The sequence below is a fragment of the Kitasatospora sp. NPDC029312 genome (assembly GCF_055569215.1).
Window position 1 is genome coordinate 1 of record NZ_JBVHXY010000076.1, and the last position, 17933, is coordinate 17933.

Here is a 17933-nt window from a genome sequence, read left to right on the forward strand (position 1 = left end):
GTCTGGTTTTTTACTCAGACCGCATCCCCCCCCCCCCCCTTCTCCCTCCCCTCCTCCCTTCCGTCTTCCCCCTCCTCTCCCCGCGACTCTACCCCCCCCCCCCCCCCCCCCCCCCGCCGGCGACCCGCCGGGGGCGGGGATCAGCCGACGGTCAGCCGGAACGGGCCGGCCAGGACGGAGTAGCCGTCGTTGGCCAGGTAGTAGGCGTCGTAGCCGCCCGCGCCGTTCAGCTTGCCGGTGGAGAAGGTGACGGCGCCGCTCTGGTTCGGCGTGTAGGCCCAGGTCAGCGCGGAGCGCGAGCCGGGGGTGACGCCCGCCGGGTAGATGCCGACCCAGTTCTTGGGGCCGGCCTGGGCGGTGGTCGGCAGGGTGTAGCGGAGGGTGACGTTGCCGCCGTTGGCCACCGCGTTGAGGTCGCCGGTCAGCGTCGGGCCGGTGGCCGTCGACGGGGCGAAGGCGGCGTTCAGCGGGGTGGCGTAGGTGTCGTTGCCGGTCAGGCCGGGCAGGCCGAGGGCGGACTCGATGGTGCGGCCGATGCCGTAGTGGTCGTAGTGCAGCGGGCTGCTGGTGCCGGCCGGGACGGTGCCCTGGGAGCCGACGACGACGGTGGCGAGGTGGTTGTAGCCCTCGCTCTCGCTCTCGTCCCAGGTGAGGAGGAGCAGCGAGCGCTGCTGGGTCCACGCCGGGGAGGAGAGCACCGGGGCGAGGGTCTGCTGCAGCCAGGCGTCCTGGGTCTTCAGGCTGGTGGCGCTGCCGTTGCCGGAGCCCTCGCCGTCGTAGTAGTCGTCGGCGGCGATCCAGGAGAAGTTCGGCGTGGTGGCTGCGGACTTCAGGTCGGTGGTCAGCTGCGAGGTGTCGAACAGGTGCGCCGCGCAGCGGGCCGGGTTGCCGCTGATGTCGGTGTAGTTGATGAACGGCGCGTCGTCGGGCATGTAGGAGCTGTCGTAGTTCTTGTTGGTGTTGCAGGGCGTGCCCATGCCCTGCTCGTAGGCCTTCCAGGTCTTGCCGGCGCCCTCGATGGTGTCACCGAGGTTGCGCTGCGGGGAGTTGATGTTCGGCCAGTAGGTGGCGCCCTTGGTGTAGGTGTCGCCGCCGGCGATCGCGAGGTAGTTCTCGTCACTCGGGTGGTAGACGCCGTGGGAGTCGGTGAGGGTGGCACCCTGGGCCATCAGGCTGTGGATGTACGGCGTGTCCGTCGGGTCGTTCATGATCTGGGAGTAGTCGGTGTTCTCCATCATGACCGTGAACACGTGGTCGTAGCCGGGCACGGCGGAGGCGGGCGGGGAGAGCGGCGCGGGGGTGCTGACCGGGGTGTCGAGGGTGAGCGAGAGGTTGTCCAGGTAGCCGCTCTCGTTGGAGGTGGACAGGAACTGCACCTCCACCTGGATCGACCTGGTCCCGGCCGGAACGGCGCCGGCGGCGCTGCGGGAGAGGAACTCGGTGCTCAGGCCCCGGTCGGTGGCGGAGACGGTCGGCAGTTTGGCGGTCGCGCCCAGCGGGCTGCCGTCGGCGGCCCGGAAGTGCAGGCTGACCGCGACGTAGCCGCCGTAGGTGGTCCAACCGCCCAGCCAGCCGGCGAGGTTGTAGTGCACTCCACCGCCGTCGATCGCGCCCGCCGCCGAGGAGACGTCGACGGTCTGTGACATCGAGCCGTCGCCGAAGTTGCCGGGGCCGAAGAAGGCCTTGCCGGGCGTCCGGCCGTCGGAGGGCAGGCCGAAGGAGCCCACCGAGTGGCACATCGTGTTGATGCCGCCGGCCTGGACCGTCCAGCCGGGGACGGTGCTGGCGGCGCTCCAGTCGGTGGTGCAGTAACCGCCGCCCTCCGCGTCGCCGTTGACGATGAGGTTGCCGCTGCTGCCCGCCGCCTCGGCGGTGGTGGGGGCGGCGACGGCCAGCGCGCCGAGCAGGGGCAGGGTGGCGAGCAGTCCGCCGAGGGGGCTCCGACGCAGTCGCATGGGGGGTACCTCGTCCCGTTGATGAGGGTGGTGCCATGGCTGTTCACCATGGGCGCGACATAGAGGTACCGGTCGGCGCTGTCCGTTGGAAGAACGCCGGTGGAACTTGACCAGACAACTTCGCGGGCGCGCTTCACCAGCGGGCCCGCGGCGCGGGCGGCGGGGCGGAAAGGCGGCGGGGCCAGAGGGCGGGAGGACGGCGGGAGAGCGGCCGCTCAGGCGCGGAGCACCCGGACGCCGGCGTCGGTGATCGCCCGCTGCTGCTCGTCGGAGATCCCGGAGTCCGTCACCAGGTCGTGGACGTCGGCGAGCGGGCAGATCGAGGCGAAGGTGACCCGGCCGATCTTGGTCCGGTCGGCCAGCACGACCGACCGGGCACTGCTGCGCAGGAAGGCCCGGTCGGTCTGGGCCTCCATCTCGTCGTGGGTGGTGCAGCCCTCCTGCACCGTCAGGCCGTCCACACCTATGAAGGCGAGGTCGAGGTGGTAGCGCTGGAGCATGGCGTCCGCGGCCGGACCGACCAGTTCGTAGCTGGCCGAGCGGGCGATGCCGCCGATCACGACCAGGCGGACCTCCGGACGGACGATCAGTTCGGCCGCGATGTTCACCGCGTTGGTGACCACGGTGACCTTGCCCCGCTCGGCCAGCACCCGGGCCAGCTCGGTGGCGGTGGTGCCGCCGGTGAGGCCCACCACGGCGCCGTCCGGCACCAGCTCGGCGGCCACCCGGGCGATCCGGCGCTTCTCCTCCTGCTGCTTCTCGCTGCGGTGCCGCAACGGGAGTTCGAGGTTGACGGCTCCGGTCACCGCGCCGCCCCGGGTGCGGTGCAGCAGCCCTTGGTCGTGCAGCTCCTGGAGGTCACGACGCACCGTCGCGCCCGACACCCCCAGCAGCTCGGCGAGCGCGTGCACGTCGGCACTGCCCACCTCCGCGATGTGGGACAGGATCCGGGCGGCGCGATCAGCTTTGAGCATGGACGGAGTCTAGCCCCGGCCAAAGCTGCTCGGACTTGCCATGTTCAGTCAAGATCGGTCGCCGCGGTTCCGAGCACCCCCAGCAGGCGCGCCACCTCCACGGCCACCGCCGTCCGCCCCGGGCCGAGGTAGCGGCGGGTGTCCACCAGCCCGGGGTCGGCGCCGAGGACGTGCCGGACGGCGCCGGTGAAGACCCGGTTGAGCTGGGTGGCGATGTTCACCTTGGTCATGCCGTGCGCCACCGCCCTGGCCAGGTGGCCGTCGGCCACGCCGGAGGAGCCGTGCAGCACCAGCGGGACCGGGACGGCGGCGCGCAACCGGGTGATCAGCTCGAAGTCCGGGACGGCGTCGCGGGTGGCCATGGCGTGGGAGGTGCCGACGGCCACGGCGAGGGCGTCGACGCCGGTGGCGGCGACGAAGTCGGCGGCCTCGCCGGGGTCGGTCCGGGCGCCGGGGGCGTGCACCCCGTCCTTGCCGCCGACCTCGCCGAGCTCGGCCTCCACCCAGACGCCCGCCGCGTGGCAGCGCTCGACCACCGCGGCGGTGGCCCGCACGTTCGCCCGGTACGGCAGCGCCGAGGCGTCGAACATGACCGAGGAGAAGCCCAGTTCGACGGCGTCCGCGACCAGGTCGGCGGAGGTCGCGTGGTCCAGGTGCACCGCGACCGGTACGGCGGCGGCCCGGGCGACGGCCAGCACGGCGGCCGCGATCGGCGCCAGCGCCCCGTGGTAACGGACGGCGTTCTCGCTCAGCTGCAGGACCACCGGGGCCCCCGCGGCCTCGGCGCCCGCCACGACGGCCTGGGCGTGTTCGAGCTGGATGACGTTGAAGGCGCCGACTCCGCGCGCCGCGTTCGCGGCGGGGGTGACGATGGCACCGGTTCCGGCCTGGGGCATCAGAGCCTCCTGCTCGCGGCCGTCACGGCCGGGTCAGCACGATCGAGCGGGTCAGGTTGCGGGGGTGGTCGGGGTCCAGACCGGCCGCCGTGGCCAGCCGGACCGCGAGGCGCTGGGCGCGCACCAGGTCGGCCTGCGGGTCGAGCCCGCTCACCGAGGTGACGGCGCCGGTGGCCCGGACCTCCGCCGGCAGCCCGGCGGGCGGTTCGCCGAGGAACCACACCGCCCGGCCGGGGGCGGCGATGCTGATCGGCCCGTGCCGGTACTCCATCGCCGGATAGGACTCGGCCCAGGCGCCGGCGGCCTCCCGGAGCTTGAGGGCGGCCTCGTTCGCCAGGCCGACCGTCCAGCCGGTGCCGAGGAAGGTGAACTGGCCCGCCGTGACGACCTCTTCGGGCAGCTCCTCGGCCAGCGCCCGGTCGGCCTGGGCGGGCAGATCGGCCGGGGCGAGGCCGAGGTGGCCGCGCAGCAGCGCCAGCGCCGTGGTGGCGAAGCGGGTCTGCACCACCGACTTCTCGTCGGCGAACGCCAGGTCGACCACGGTGTCGGCGGCCGCGCGGATCGGCGCCTCGGGATCGCCGGTGAGCGCCGTGCTCGGCAGGTGCCCGGCGCGCCGGAGCGCGGCGAGCACCTCGGTCGTCGTCCCGGAGCGGCTGATCGCCACCAGCCGGTCGTAGCCACGGGTGGCCGGGAACTCCGAGGCGGCGAAGGCGTCGGTCTCCCCCAGCCCCGCGGCCTCGCGCAGCGCCGCGTACGCCTGGGCGATGTACAGGGACGTGCCGCAGCCCACCACGGCCACGCGCTCGCCGCGCTCCGGCAGACCGGCCGGCTCCAGGCCCAGGGCCCGGCGCCAGCACTCCGGCTGGCTGGCGATCTCCTGTTCGACGTGGCTCATGACGCTCCTTAGAGTGCGCAAAGCTGCGCATCGGGTGCTTGCTGCTGAGCGGTTCTGCTTAATTCTTACTACGAAGGCTGCGGATTGATCAACGGTGCGCAGCCGGTCGCGGTCGGGCACAGCTCGCGCGGACGAGGGCGGAACGAGGACGGGGGCGGAGGCTTCGGGCCCCCGCCCCCGGGCGACTCGGCCGGCTCAGCCCGCGATCGGGCCGGCTCCGGCCAGCAGCAGCGAGAACCCGCTGCCGGTGGACTGCTGGGGCGTCTTCACGTGCACCACGCCGGCGGCAGCGTCGTACCACCACCCCGAGGGCGCGGCGTCGAGCTCCGCCCGCGAGCCGTAGCCGTCCAGCGGGCGGTGGTCGAGCAGCACCGCGCCCGGCCCGGCGCCGGTGTGCACGGTGAACCCGTAGGCGCGGGCGGCCGGTTTGCCGGTGTAGTCGCCGACGCTCGGTCCGACCTCGACGGTGGTCATGCCGTGGCCCCGGCCGACGGAGCGGACCGTGACGTCCTGGGTCGCGGACGCGCCCTGCTCACCGGCGCGGGTGATGCCGTCGTCCTCGTACAGGGTGTACGAGGACGTGCCCTGGGCGTAGACGTCGTAGTCGAGCCGGGCGGTGTCGCGGGTCTGCCAGGACAGCGTGCCCTCGGGCCACATCGGCACCACGGCACCGGCCCGGACGAACAGCGGCAGGGTGTCGAGCGGCGCCTGGTAGCCGTTGACGGTCGTCGGCCCCTGGTAGGTCCGGCCCGTCCAGTAGTCGACCCAGGTGCCCTTGGGCAGGTAGATGCCGTTGCGGACGGCGGAGTCGTCGTAGACCGGGGCGACCAGGAAGTCCTTGCCGCTCAGGAACTCGTACTTGGCCGCGTCGCCCCAGGTGTTGGGGTCGTCCGGGTACTCCAGGACCAGCGGCCGCACCGAACCGACGCCGCTGCGGTGGGCCTCGGCGGCGAGCGTGTAGAAGTAGGGCAGCAGGCGCTCCTTCAACTGCAGGTATCGCCGGTTGATCGAACTGTACGGTTCACCCGCGCGCCAGGGCTGTTTGTCGGCGGCGGCCCAGCCGTCCATGGTCATGACCGTCGGGATGAAGGCCTTCCACTCCAGGTCCCGGGTCCCGATCTTGGGATCGCTGCCGAAGATGCCGCCGACGTCGCCGGTGTCGTACGCGATGCCGGACATGGTGGCCCCCGCGTAGGTGGGGATCTGCCAGCGGAGGTAGTCGTAGCTGCCCTTCTGGTCACCGCTCCACAGCACGCCGCAGCGCTGGGCGCCGGCCCAGGAGACCGGCAGCCAGACGAAGCCGCGGGCGTCGCTGTTGCGCTGGATGCCGTCGTACGCCGTCCGGCAGCCGTCGAGGGCGAACTTGTAGCCGGGGCCGACCCAGGCGACGTCCAGTTTGCGCACCCGGACGCCGGCCTTGACCTCCTCGTCCTGGTTGGGCAGGCCGGTCGAGGTCCACAGGCCCAGTTGGGCGTGCTGGTCGCGCAGGCCCTGGCCGGTCTGCTGGAGGTTCTCGTAGCCGCAGCCGTAGCCGTCGTTGACCAGCATCCAGCCCAGCGGGTCCTGGTTGGCGGTGTAGCCGTCGGCGACTTGAAGGGCGTCCAGGGTGTGCCGCTCGCCGCGGTTGGCGTTGTGGAGGTAGCAGTCGGAGTCGCCCGGTTCCAGGCCGTAGACCGGCGGCATGAAGGGCTTGCCGACCAGGTCGGTGTAGGCGCTGATGACCTTCTTCAGGTCCGGGCCGTAGAAGTAGTAGCCGTCGAAGCGGCGCTCGCGCTCGGCGGTGGTGACCGGGTCGCCGAAGGTGTAGGTGCCGGGCGCGTAGGTGTGCCGGAAGACGCCGTAGCCGGCCGAGGAGAGGTAGAAGGGCTGGGAGTTGTTGAAGCCGCCCTCGTTCCAGTTGAAGTCGTTGGCGGCGTGGACGGTCCGGCCGCGGTGCGAGAACGAGCCGTTCTGCTCGCCGGCGCCGTAGAACTGCTCCTGGGGTCCGCGGGCCAGGGTCTGGGCCGTCGCGTCCTCCGTCCAGGTCAGGCCGCGGGTCTCCTGCCAGACGAGTTTGCTGTCGCCGTCCGCGTAGAGGGCGAACCGCAGCGGGTGCTTGTAGGCGCGCACCGTCAGGTGTTGGGAGCTGATCGCCCAGTAGTCGCCCCGGTCGCTCTGCCGGACGGTCTTCAGGACCGGCGGGGCGGTCGCGATCATCTCGCCGACGGGCGGGGCGGTGAAGGTGCCGTCCGGGGCGAACTGCAGGCGGAAGGCGTCCTCGGTGGTGAAGTCGACCCGGGCCTCGGCGCCGCCGGCGGCCCGGATCAGGTAGCCGTCGCCGTCGCGGCCGATGCCGGTGGCGTCGCCGACCGTGGTGGGCCGGGTCAGCCGGGCGGTGGCGGTGTAGGAGGAGTCGGTGACGTTGTAGGGCACGACCAGGACCTGGTAGGTGCCGGAGGCGTCCGGGATCACGGCGGAGGCCGGGTCGGCACCCGAGGCGTCCTCGGCGACCTTCCGGCCGGTGCTGTCGTAGATGTAGAGGTCGAACTCCATGGCCGGATCGGGCCAGTCGACGGTGACGGGGACGCCGCCGTCCGGGTTGTCCCGCCAGTAGCCGGCGGGGACGTCGACGGTGAGGGCGAAGCGCCCGCAGACCTTGCCCTGCGGGTCGTCGGCGGCGCTCGGGCAGTGCTGGGGGTCGGGCACCGAGCCGTGCGCGTAGGTCGGGGACTGCCAGCTGACGGTCGGGTGGGCCGTGGAGAGCGCGCCGCTCGGGAGCGTCGCGGCGTGGACGACCGGGGCGGTGCCGAGCAGGCCGCACAACAGGGCGACGACGGCGATCAGGATGCTCCGGGGGCGGGGCGGACGTAAGCGCCTGGGGATGAGCATGGGCATGCCACCATTCAACGGAGGTCGGGGTGGTGTGCGCCGCAGGACCTTACCAGTTCACTTATGCTCACTCAATGGTTGAGGATGCGCGTCGCTGGGGAGAGAACCGTCCACGCATGCTTGCGCAGTGGCATAATTGCGCAGCTTCACGCAGCAACTGGTTCCCCGACACCGGGGCCGGCTCCCACCGGCCCCCCTCCGCAAAGGCGGTACCGAGATGAAGCGCCCCCTCCTCGCCCTGGCCGCCCTCACCTCGGCCGGCGCGCTCGTCCTGTCAGCGTGTAGCAAGGGCTCCGGATCCGGCTCCACCTCGGCCGACGGCGCCACGGTGATCCGGTTCATCGCGGCCGACTACGGCTCCAACGGCCAGAACCCCACCCAGGCGTACTGGCAGGACGTCATCGCCGCCTTCGAACAACGCAACCCCGGAATCAAGGTGCAGCTCCAGGTCATCAACTGGAACGACCTCGACACCCAGGTCAAGACCATGGTCCAGAACGGCAACCAGCCGGACGTCCTGCAAACCGGCGGCTACGCCGACTACGCCGCCAACGGCATGCTCTACCCCGCCGGCGACGTCCTCTCCCCCGCGACCGCCGCGGATCTCGTCCCCGCGCTCGCCAAGGCCGGTGTCCAGGGCGGCACCCAGTACGGCATCCCGTTCGTCTCCAGCGCCCGGATGTTCCTGATCAACAACACCCTGTTCCGCAAGGCCGGCCTGGACCCGGCCACCCCTCCGAAGACCTGGAACGACGTCACCACCGCCGCGACCGCCCTCAGGAAGGCCGGGGTGGACGTCCCGCTCGGCATACCCCTGGGCAAGGAGGAGGCCCAGGGCGAGTCGTACATCTGGATGCTGGGCAACCACGGCGGCTACCAGGACGCGAACGGCAAGTACGCCATCGACTCCCCGGCCAACATCGCCACCTTCACCCAGCTCAAGGCCTGGGTCGACGCCGGCCTGACCGAGCAGAGCCCCGCCTCCGTCAACCGCACCGACCTCACCAAGGACTTCGCCTCCGGCAAGGTCGGCATGCTCAACGGCTTCCCCGGCCAACTCGCCGACGTCAAGGGCATGGACGTCACCTGGGCCCCGATGCCCGGCAAGGACGGCCCGTCCCCCGCCACGCTCGGCGTCGCCGACTGGGTCATGGCGTTCAAGAAGGGCGGCCACAAGGACCAGATCAGGGCCTTCCTGGACTTCGCCTACGGCAGGGACAACACGGTCCGGTTCAGCAAGAAGTACAACCTGCTGCCCGTCACCCAATCCGCCCTCACCGCCCTGGCGTCCGATCCCGACGAGACCGCCCTCCAGCCCTTCCTCAAGATCCTGCCCTCGGCCTCCTTCTACCCGCTCAGCGACCCGACCTGGCCCGGTGTCTCCGCCCAGGTCAAGACGCAGATCGGCGCCGCCGTCAACGATCCCGCGAAGGCCCTGGCCGCCCTCCAGCAGGCCGCCGTTCAGGCGGCGCAGTGACCACGACCACCCGCGGTACGGCCGTCGACACCGTCAGGACTCCCGCCCCCACCGCCCGCCGCCGGTCACTGCTGCGCAGGCTGGGCCCGCTGCCCTGGCTCGCACCGGCCGTCCTGCTCATCCTCGGCGTGGTCGTCTGGCCGGTCATCGAGATGGTCCGCACCTCGCTGCGCCGCGTCGACACGACCGGCACCGACCACGGAGCGGCCGGCCTGCTCAAGTACCGCAAGCTGTTCGCCGACCCCCGCCTGCCCGACGTCCTCACCTGGACCGTCGTGTGGACCGTCACCGTGGTCGGCCTGACCATGGCGATCTCCCTGGCGCTCGCCCAGCTGTTCAACCGGGACTTCCCCGGCCGCCGGATCACCCGCTGGGCGCTGATCGCGCCCTGGGCCGCCTCCGTGCTGATGACGGCGATCGGCTTCCGCTGGATGCTCGACCAGGTCGCCGGGGTGTTCAACCGCCTGCTGCTGGACCTCGGCCTGATCGACCGCCCGCAGGCCTGGCTCGGGGACGCCGCCCACGCCAAACCCTGGCTGGTGCTCGTCGCGGTCTTCGTCTCCCTGCCGTTCACCACCTACACCCTGCTGGCCGGCCTGCAGTCCGTCCCCGCCGAGGTGTACGAGGCGGCCCGGGTCGACGGCGCGTCCCGCGCGCAGACCTACCGGCGGATCACCCTGCCGCTGCTGCGCCCGGCGTTCCTGGTCGCCCTGGTCGTCAATCTGATCAACGTCTTCAACTCCTTCCCCGTCATCTGGGGCATGACCCAGGGCGGCCCCAACACCGACACCGCCACCACCACCGTGTTCATGTACACGCTGCGGAGCTACGACGTCGCGGAGTCGGCGGCGATGTCGGTGGTCAACTTCGCCGTCGTGATCATCATGGTGCTGCTCTTCCTCCGGGTCAGCGGCCGGAACCGGGAGGACAGCCGATGAGACGTCAGGGCAACCGCGCGACCAGGCCGCCCGCCGCCCGCACCGTGCTGGTCACCGTCACGGCCTGGGCGCTGGCCGCGCTCTTCCTGCTCCCCTACCTGGAGATGGTGGTCACCGCCGGACGCCCCGCGGGGGAACTGCGCGACAGCGGCTACCTGCCCAGGCACTTCGACTGGTCGTCGTTCACCCGGGTGTGGTCCGACACCACGCTGGCGCAGAACCTCCGGATCACCCTGGTGGTGGCACTCGGCTCCACCCTGCTGGTGCTGGCGGTCGCGCTGCCCGCCGCGTACTACACCGCCCGGGTGGACTTCCGCGGCCGCAAGGCCTTCCTGCTGCTGGTGCTGGTCACCCAGATGTTCCAGCCCACCGCTCTCCAAGTCGGGCTGTACCGCGAGTTCTTCACGCTCGACCTGCTCGACACCGTCCTGGTGCTCGTCCTGGCCAACGCCGCGTTCAACCTCGCCTTCGCGGTCTGGATCCTCAGCGCCTACGTCGCCGCCATCCCGGTCGAGTTGGAGGAGGCCGCGCAGATCGACGGCAACGGGCGGCTCGGCGCCCTGTTCCGCGTCACCCTGCCGCTGGCGATGCCGGGCGTGGTGACGGCGGTCATCTTCACCTTCATCGCGGCCTGGAACGAGTTCATCATGGGCCTCACCCTGACCACCTCCACCGACCGCCAGCCGCTGACCGTCGGCATCAACAACATGATCGGCGCCTACAGCGTCCAGTGGAACTACGTCTTCGCCGCCTCGGTCGTGGCCATCGTGCCGGTGGTCGTCCTCTTCGCCGTGATCGAACGCCACGTCGTCTCCGGCCTCACGGCGGGCTCGGTCAAGTAGCCACCCCCCGCCTATAGTGGGCGCCATGACGGACCAGCGCCCCACCTCGGCCTTCCACGCCGCCAACACCGACCCGGCGGTCACCGACCGGCTGATCGCCGCGCTGGACGTGCAGGCCGCCAACCCGGGCGTGCGCCGACTGCGCGAGTGGGCCCACGCGAGTCTCGCCGTGCGCCCCGGCGACCAGGCGCTGGACGTCGGCGCCGGCACCGGCTCGGAGACCCGGGTGCTCGCCGAGGCCGTAGGCCCGGACGGCACCGCGACCGGCCTGGAGCCCCACCCCGGCCTGCGCGCCGTCGCCGAACGGCGCGCCGCCGAGGCCGGCAGCCGCGCCGTCTTCCTGGACGGCGACGCGCTCGCCGTGCCGCTGCCCGACGCCGCCGTGGACGTGGTCTGGTGCGAGCGCGTCCTCCAGCACCTGACCGAACCGGCCCGGGCCGTCGCCGAGATCGCCCGGGTCCTGCGGCCGGGCGGCCGGGTCGCGCTGCTCGACACGGACTGGGCCACCTTCGTGCTCCACCCGGCCGACCCGGCGATCCGCGCCGCGCTGGCCGCCGTCACCCAGGCCACCGCGGCCACCCCGGACGCCGGACGCAGCCTCGCGGGGTGGCTGGCCGAGGCGGGCCTGATCGTCGACCACACCGGCGCCGACGTCCTGCTGCACGACCCCGGCACCGTCAGTCTGCCCCTCGTGCGCGGCCTCGCCACCGCCGCGCTGGGCAAGGGCCTGATCACCGAGGAGCAGCGCGACCGGCTCTACGCCGACCTCACGGCCGCCGCCGAACGGGGCGCCTTCCACCTGTCGGTGACGATGTTCGCCGTGGTCGCCCACCGCCCCGCCTGACCGGCCGTCGGCCCGCGTGGCACCGGCCCCGCCGGGGCGTCAGGATGTCCGGGAGTCGGCGGTGAGGGCCGTCAACAGCGGTTCCAGGAAGCGCCGTTCGAGTCGGCCCGGGGGCAGTTCGCCGGGTTCGACGTAGCTCTGGGCGAGGCCTCCCTCGCGGATGGCGATGAGCAGGCGGGCGAGTTCGTCGGCCTCCACGGTGAGCGTTCGGCCGGCCCGGGCCAGGTGTTCGGTGAGAGCGCGGGCGAGTTGGGCCCGCAGCCGCGCGTCGTGCTGGGCGAGCACCCAGGCGGCCTGGGGGTCGCGGATGGCGTGCAGGGTGAACTCGGTGGTGACGAGGTACCAGTCGCGTTCGGCCGGTTCGATCTCGCAGAGGACGTCGACGAGCGCCCGCACGGTCAGGTCCTCGGTGGCGATCGAGTCGACCAGTGCCGTCATCCGCTGGACGATCCGTTCGCTGTGGGCGTCGAAGAGCGCGAGGAAGAGTTCCTCCTTGCTGCTGAAGTTGGAGTAGAAGGCGCCGCGGGTGTAGCCGGCCCGTTCGCAGATCTGCTCGATGGTGGCGGCGCGGAACCCGTACTCGGCGAAGGTCTCCAGGGCCGCCCGGAGCAGGGCCGCCCGGGTGCGCGGCCGCCGTTTGGTCTCGCCCTTGGGCATCGGTGGTGTCCCCGTTCGCTCGAGAGAGGCCGATCGGATGCATTGGCGTATCGGATACATCATTGTATCTTCTGGGGCCATGAGCACTCCCACACCTGCGGGAGCCGGCACCCCGCTGCCCGCCTCGCTCGCCGCCGTCGTCGGACCGCTCCCTCCCGGCGTCACCTTCCCGCTGCCGCCGACCTTCGACTCGGTCGAGCGGGAGCGCCGCTACCGCAAGGAACAACTCGCTGCCGGCTTCCGGCTGTTCGGCCGCTTCGGCTTCTCCGAGGGGGTGGCCGGCCACATCACCGTCCGCGATCCGGAGCACCCCGACCGCTTCTGGGTCAACCCCTTCGGGATGCCGTTCACCATGCTCAAGGCCTCCGACCTGATCCTGGTCGACCACGAGGGCACCCTGCTGCACGGCGACCGGCCGGTGAACCGGGCCGCCTTCGTGATCCACTCCCAGGTGCACGCGGCCCGCCCGGACGCGATCGCCGCCGCCCACGCCCACTCGCTGCACGGGAAGGCCTTCTCCAGCCTCGGCATCCCGCTGGACCCGCTGACCCAGGACGCCTGCGCCTTCTTCGAGGACCACGGGCTGTACAGCGACTACCGGGGCGTCGTCAACGAAGTCGACGAGGGCAAGCGGATCGCCGGCGCGCTCGGCACGCACAAGGCGGTCATCCTGCAGAACCACGGCCTGCTGACGGTCGGCCAGTCCGTCGCCGAGGCGGTCTGGTGGTTCGTCACCATGGAGCGCTCCTGCCAGGCCCAGCTGCTCGCGATGGCGGCCGGCACGCCGAAGCCGATCGACCGCGAGACCGCGCTGATCACCCGCGGCCAGGTCGGCAGCCACCTGGCGGGCTGGTTCCAGGCGCAGCCGCTGTTCGAACAGGTCAGCGCGAGCGACCCGGACCTGGTCGACTGACCGGCCCGGCCCGAGGACACCACGGATGAACCAGGAACCGCGGATCGCGGTCTTCGGCGCCGGCAGCATCGGCTGCCACCTCGGGGGCATGCTGGCCGCCGCCGCGGACGTCACCCTGATCGGCCGGCCGGCCGCGATGGCGGCGATCGAGCGGGAGGGGCTGACGCTGACCGGCCCCGGCGACGCCCGGCGCCACGTACCGGAGTTGACCACGGCCACCGACGCGGGCGCCGCCGTGCGGGCGGACTACGTGCTGGTGACCGTCAAGTCCGCCGACACCGCGGCGGCCGCCCGGGAACTCGCCGGCCACCTCGCGCCGCACGCGGTGGTGATCAGCTTCCAGAACGGCCTGCACAACCCCGAGGTGCTGCGGGCCGGGCTGCCCGGCCGCCCGGTGCTCGCCGGGATGGTCCCGTACAACGTGGTGCGCAGCGGGCCTGCCGCCGTCCACCAGGGCAGCGGCGGTGCGCTGGCGGTCGAGGACGCCCCGGCGGCCCGCCCGTTCGCGGCAGCGGCCCGGGCCGGCGGCCTCAGCCTGGCGCTGCGCGCGGACCTGCCGTCCGTCCAGGCCGCGAAGCTGCTGATGAACCTCAACAACGCGATCAACGCCCTGTCCGGGCTACCGTTGCGCGAACAGCTCGGTGCCCGGGCGTACCGGTCCTGTCTGGCCCGGTGCCAGCGGGAGGCGCTCGCCGTCTTCCAGGCGGCGGGCATCGCGCCGGCCCGGCTCGGCCCGGTGCCGCCGCGCTGGACGCCCACGGTGCTCGGGCTGCCCGACGCGCTGTTCCGCAGGCTGGCCGCCGCCAGTCTGCGGATCGACGCGCGGGCCCGCTCGTCGATGTGGGAGGACCTGCAGCGCGGCCGGCCGACCGAGATCGACACGCTCCAGGGCGAGGTGATCGCGCTGGCCGGGCGGCACGGTCTGGCGGCCCCGGCCAACGCCCGGCTGGCCGCGCTGGTCCGCGAGGCGGAGCGGGCCGGCCCGGGCGCCGCGCGGAGCTGGTCCGGCCCGGAGCTGCTCGCCGAACTCCGGGGCGGCTGACGCCCGCTACGGGGCGACGTACTCGACGGTCTGCATCATGCCGAGGTCCTCGTGCTGCAGTTGGTGGCAGTGGGCGACGGCGCTGCCGGTGAAGTCCTCGTACTTGACCAGGAAGGTGACCTCGTCGCCGGGCTTGCCGCCGGCCAGGCCGATGGTGTCCTGCCAGATCGGCGGGTCGAGCCGCTGGCCGTTGCGGTGGGTGACCAGCACGTGGTTGGTGTGGAGGTGGAAGGGGTGGTTGAAGGCCGCCCGGGAGTCGTCGGTGCGCACGGTCCAGCGTTCGACGGTGTCGAGCGGCAGGGTGTGGTTGACGTAGTCGGGGTCGAACAGGCCGTGGGCCGGATCCCGGGTCAGGTCGCCGTCGGGGTCGGCGGCGGGGGTGGCGTGGGTGCCCAGGACGCGGAAGGCGTTGGGGAACGGCTCGCCGAAGACGCCCGGGTCGGTGTGGAAGACCACCTCGCGGTCCGCGTGCGGGTTCGTGATGTCGTCCTCGTCGAGGAACGGCTTGCCGGGCGGCAGCTCGGTGGGCAGCCCCATCGGCGGGTCGACGGGCTCCCCCGCCACCTCGACCGTCATCAGGGGCCCGGACACGCCGTCGGCCCGCAGTTCGTACCTGCCGGGTTCGCCGCCCCGGATCAGGACATCGGCGCGGTTGCCCATGGCCAGGCTCACCAGGTCGGTGGCGACGGCGGCCGGGAAGGTCACGCCGTCCTGGGCGATCTGGTGGAAGGTGAGGTCGCCTGCGTCGCCGGTGAGCCGCAGCGGCAGTGCGGTGAACGCGGTCGCGGCCACCAACCGCCAGCGCTGGACCTCGCCCGGGCGCAGCGTCAGGGTGGGATTGACCGCGCCGTTGACGGTGAGGGTGGCGGGGACGGCGGTGAGCGCACCGGCGGAGGTGAAGTCGGGGACCCTGCCGTCCTGGAGCCTGAGCTCGTTGACGCAGACGACCAGGTCGGCGGCCGCCTTGATCTCGGGCACCTCGTCGACGTCGCCCTCGACGATCAGCACTCCGGTGAGACCGCCGACGACCTGCACGGACGTGGCTCCGTGCAGGTGCGGGTGGTACCAGTAGGTGCCGGCCGGGTGGTCGGCCGGGATGTCGATGACGGTCGGGTACTGCGGTTCCGGGGCGCCGGCGTCGACCTCGTCGGCGGTGCGCGGGGCGAACTCGCGCAGGACGTTGTCGGCGTCCCCGGACGGGGAGACGTGCAGGCCGTGGGTGTGCAGGTTGAAGCTGTTGAAGCGGTGCGGCCGGTTGTGGTCGCCGCTGTGGGGCTGGTTCGGCGGCAGGCCGTTGATGTGCGTCAGGCGCAGGGTGTCCCCGCCGCGCACCCGCAGGGTCGGCCCCGGGATCGTCCCGTTGTAGGTGCGGGTGGTCACCGGCCCGTAGCCCGGGATCGACAGGTCGGTGAACCGGACGTCGAGCGTCTGCTCGAGCACCTGGGGCGCGGGGTCGGTCTCCGCTCGCGAGATCCGCAGGGCGACGGGTTGCGGGAACCGCGTCGCCGCCACCGCCGCGCGCCGGTGCTCGGCGAGCCCGTGGGGAGCCGCCAGGAGGACGGCCGTGGGGATCACCTTGAGCACCGATCGACGACTGATTCCGACATTTTCGCTCATGGCCGGGCAATCTAGATCAGATTGTCACGGGCCTCCGGAAGGCACACCGCACGGTCACGGGACGACCCGAAGGCGGCCCGCCCCGGGGGCCGATCACGGCTGACGCGTCGGCGTGAAGTCCGGCAGCCGCTCCAAGCTCTGGGCGACGGCGGCGAAACCGTAGTCCAGCATCCGCCGCTCGTACTCCGCGACGGCGACCGCGAGTTCGGCCTCGCCCCGCTGCACCGCGGCGAGCGAGCGGCCGAGCAGCTCCGCGTCGCGCAGCGCCGTGTTGGCGCCCTGGCCGCCGCTCGGCGGCATCGGGTGGACGGCGTCCCCCAGCAGGGTGACCCTGCGGCTGCCGCCCCAGTGCGGCACGGGCTCGGCGTAGCGGACCGTCAACGGCGAACTGTTGACGACGTCCGCCGCGCGGACGAGGTCGACGAGGTCCGGGTGCCAGCCGTCGAGCAGGGCGAGCAGTTCACCGCGCACCGCCTCCCAGTCCCTCGGCCCGGCCGCTGCGGCACCGGGAAGCATCACCACCCAGCGCAGGTAGCTCCCGGTGTCCGGCAGCCGGACGTCGGCCGCGAGTTCGGCGGCCGCGAGCCGCGGCGGGCGGCGGAACTCCATCCGGCCGAGCAGCATGCTCACGCCGGAGCCCTGGACGAGGGTGCCGAAGCCCGGTACCAGCGCGGCGAACCGCTCGGTGAGCGGCGTGCGACCGAGGACGCAGTCACCGGGCAGGGTGACCACCTCGGCATCCGGCAACAGTTGACGGCGCACCGCCGAGCCCACGCCGTCCGCCCCGACCAACAGGTCGCCGCACGCGGTGCCGCCGTCGGCGAACCGGGCCTCGACCGTGCCGTCCGCCCGCTCGGCGTACCCGACCACGGGCTTGCCGAACTCGACCCGGTCCTCGAGCCCGGCCAGCAGCAACTGGCGCAGCACGTGCCGGTCGGTGGCCGCGCCCTCGTCCACCCAGCCCAGCCGGCGCAGCTCCCGGAGCCGCTCGTCGACCAGCCGCCGCTCCCCCGCCAACGGCCCGGTGACGGCCTCCAGCAGCCGGTGCCGGCGCTCCGGCAGACAGGCGTGCAACGCGGCCAGGCCGTGCCCGTTCAGCGCGATCCGGAAGCCCTGGTAGCGGCTCTGCGGGTCCTCCTCCCGCTCGAAGACCCGCACGTCGACACCGGCCCGCAACAGCCCGTGCGCGAGACACAGCCCGCCGATCCCCGCGCCCGCCACCAGCACCCTCATGCCCGTTCCTTCCCTCGATGTGCGTTCAGTCTTCCGCGCGCACCCGGCCACGCGTCAGTGACCTTTGTGGCCGGAACCGCGTGACAACCGTCATCACGCGGTCAGGAAGGGCCGTCGGCGGTGGAGTCCTCGGCCTGTGCGAAAGTCGGATCATGAGCTATGCCATACGCCGGATCGCCGGCACCGAGCACCGGGAGCTGCGCGCGATCAAGTTGGAGGCGCTGCTCGACTCACCGATGGCCTTCAGTTCCTCGTACGGCGACACCGTCGCCCTGCCCGAGGACGCCTGGCGACGGCAGGCCGCCGTCGAGGCCACCGCCGAGGAGTGCGCCACGTTCGTCGCCGTCGACGACGACGGAGTCTGGGTCGGGATCGCCGGTGTCGAACCGCTCCCGGACGTCCCCGACCACGTGCACGTCCACTCCGTCTACGTCACGCCGGAGTTCCGGGGGCCCGGCGGACCCGCCGCCGAGCTGATGCGCGAGTGCATCCGCCATGCCCGGGAGCACACCCGCCTCCGCCGGCTGACCCTGGGCGTGCACGAACGCAACCGTCGGGCGCTGGCGTTCTACCGGCGGCTCGGTTTCGCGGACACCGGCAAGACCGTCCCCTACCGCCTCGACCCGGCCGAGGAGCTCTTCATCCTGGGCCTTCCGGACTTCCGCGCCCCGGACCTGCGCTGACGGCCCCGGGGGGGGGGGGGGGGGGGGGGGGGGGGGGGGGGGGGGGGGGGGGGGGGGGGGGGGGGGGGGGGGGGGGGGGGGGGGGGGGGGGGGGGGGGG

At 72.7% G+C, this 17933-nt stretch carries 15 protein-coding genes; 7 read left to right on the top strand and 8 right to left on the bottom strand.

What is annotated here, in order from left to right; genetic code table 11:
* Positions 1–140 precede the first annotated feature (140 nt).
* From ACZ4WV_RS34780 to ACZ4WV_RS34800, 5 genes are all read right to left on the bottom strand, one after another.
* The gene (locus tag ACZ4WV_RS34780; RefSeq protein ID WP_465753009.1) at positions 141–1955 is read right to left on the bottom strand and encodes an alkaline phosphatase family protein; all 1815 of its coding nucleotides are present in this window, start codon (positions 1953–1955) and stop codon (positions 141–143) included.
* Positions 1956–2170: 215 nt separating this feature from the next.
* Positions 2171–2929, bottom strand: coding sequence for a DeoR/GlpR family DNA-binding transcription regulator (locus tag ACZ4WV_RS34785; protein ID WP_465753011.1), 759 nt, complete (start codon positions 2927–2929; stop codon positions 2171–2173).
* 44 nt (positions 2930–2973) lie between these two features.
* The gene (locus ACZ4WV_RS34790) at positions 2974–3825 is read right to left on the bottom strand and encodes a class II fructose-bisphosphate aldolase (protein ID WP_465753013.1); all 852 of its coding nucleotides are present in this window, start codon (positions 3823–3825) and stop codon (positions 2974–2976) included.
* Between the two features lie 22 nt (positions 3826–3847).
* Positions 3848–4720: an SIS domain-containing protein gene (locus tag ACZ4WV_RS34795; protein WP_465753015.1), complete on the bottom strand. Its 873-nt coding sequence runs from the start codon at positions 4718–4720 to the stop codon at positions 3848–3850.
* 195 nt (positions 4721–4915) lie between these two features.
* Positions 4916–7594 carry a glycoside hydrolase family 31 protein gene (locus ACZ4WV_RS34800; protein ID WP_465753017.1) on the bottom strand — a complete coding sequence of 893 codons (2679 nt, stop codon included), beginning with the start codon at positions 7592–7594 and terminating at the stop codon, positions 4916–4918.
* A gap of 211 nt (positions 7595–7805) precedes the next feature.
* Between ACZ4WV_RS34800 and ACZ4WV_RS34805 the strand changes: the two genes are divergently transcribed.
* From ACZ4WV_RS34805 to ACZ4WV_RS34820, 4 genes are read left to right on the top strand one after another with little or no spacing between them, the layout of a single operon-like run.
* Positions 7806–9065: an extracellular solute-binding protein gene (locus ACZ4WV_RS34805; protein WP_465753019.1), complete on the top strand. Its 1260-nt coding sequence runs from the start codon at positions 7806–7808 to the stop codon at positions 9063–9065.
* The gene (locus ACZ4WV_RS34810) at positions 9062–10003 is read left to right on the top strand and encodes a carbohydrate ABC transporter permease (protein ID WP_465753021.1); all 942 of its coding nucleotides are present in this window, start codon (positions 9062–9064) and stop codon (positions 10001–10003) included. Before ACZ4WV_RS34805 ends, ACZ4WV_RS34810 begins: the two co-directional genes overlap by 4 nt.
* Positions 10000–10845: a carbohydrate ABC transporter permease gene (locus tag ACZ4WV_RS34815; RefSeq protein ID WP_465753022.1), complete on the top strand. Its 846-nt coding sequence runs from the start codon at positions 10000–10002 to the stop codon at positions 10843–10845. The genes ACZ4WV_RS34810 and ACZ4WV_RS34815 overlap by 4 nt, the downstream gene beginning before the upstream one ends.
* A gap of 25 nt (positions 10846–10870) precedes the next feature.
* A complete protein-coding gene (locus ACZ4WV_RS34820) occupies positions 10871–11689 on the top strand; it encodes a methyltransferase domain-containing protein (RefSeq protein ID WP_465753024.1) in 819 nt (272 codons plus the stop codon).
* 39 nt (positions 11690–11728) lie between these two features.
* Here the strand turns inward: ACZ4WV_RS34820 and ACZ4WV_RS34825 are convergent, their stop codons facing one another.
* Positions 11729–12346, bottom strand: a complete 618-nt coding sequence (locus ACZ4WV_RS34825) for a TetR/AcrR family transcriptional regulator (protein WP_465753026.1) — start codon at positions 12344–12346, stop codon at positions 11729–11731.
* A gap of 79 nt (positions 12347–12425) precedes the next feature.
* Between ACZ4WV_RS34825 and ACZ4WV_RS34830 the strand changes: the two genes are divergently transcribed.
* The gene (locus ACZ4WV_RS34830; protein ID WP_465753028.1) at positions 12426–13259 is read left to right on the top strand and encodes a class II aldolase/adducin family protein; all 834 of its coding nucleotides are present in this window, start codon (positions 12426–12428) and stop codon (positions 13257–13259) included.
* A gap of 25 nt (positions 13260–13284) precedes the next feature.
* Entirely contained in the window at positions 13285–14301 is a 1017-nt protein-coding gene (locus ACZ4WV_RS34835) for a 2-dehydropantoate 2-reductase (protein WP_465753030.1), read from the top strand.
* Positions 14302–14307: 6 nt separating this feature from the next.
* Here the strand turns inward: ACZ4WV_RS34835 and ACZ4WV_RS34840 are convergent, their stop codons facing one another.
* Together ACZ4WV_RS34840 and ACZ4WV_RS34845 are read right to left on the bottom strand one after the other, a co-directional pair.
* The gene (locus ACZ4WV_RS34840) at positions 14308–15918 is read right to left on the bottom strand and encodes a multicopper oxidase family protein (protein WP_465753032.1); all 1611 of its coding nucleotides are present in this window, start codon (positions 15916–15918) and stop codon (positions 14308–14310) included.
* 93 nt (positions 15919–16011) lie between these two features.
* On the bottom strand, positions 16012–17151 hold the full coding sequence (locus tag ACZ4WV_RS34845) for an FAD-dependent oxidoreductase (protein WP_465753034.1): 1140 nt from the start codon (positions 17149–17151) through the stop codon (positions 16012–16014).
* 152 nt (positions 17152–17303) lie between these two features.
* On the opposite strand from ACZ4WV_RS34845, the gene ACZ4WV_RS34850 reads away from it, so the two are divergent.
* Positions 17304–17834 (top strand): GNAT family N-acetyltransferase, encoded by a 531-nt coding sequence (locus tag ACZ4WV_RS34850; RefSeq protein ID WP_465753035.1) that lies wholly within the window; start codon positions 17304–17306, stop codon positions 17832–17834.
* The last annotated feature ends 99 nt before the right edge of the window (positions 17835–17933 follow it).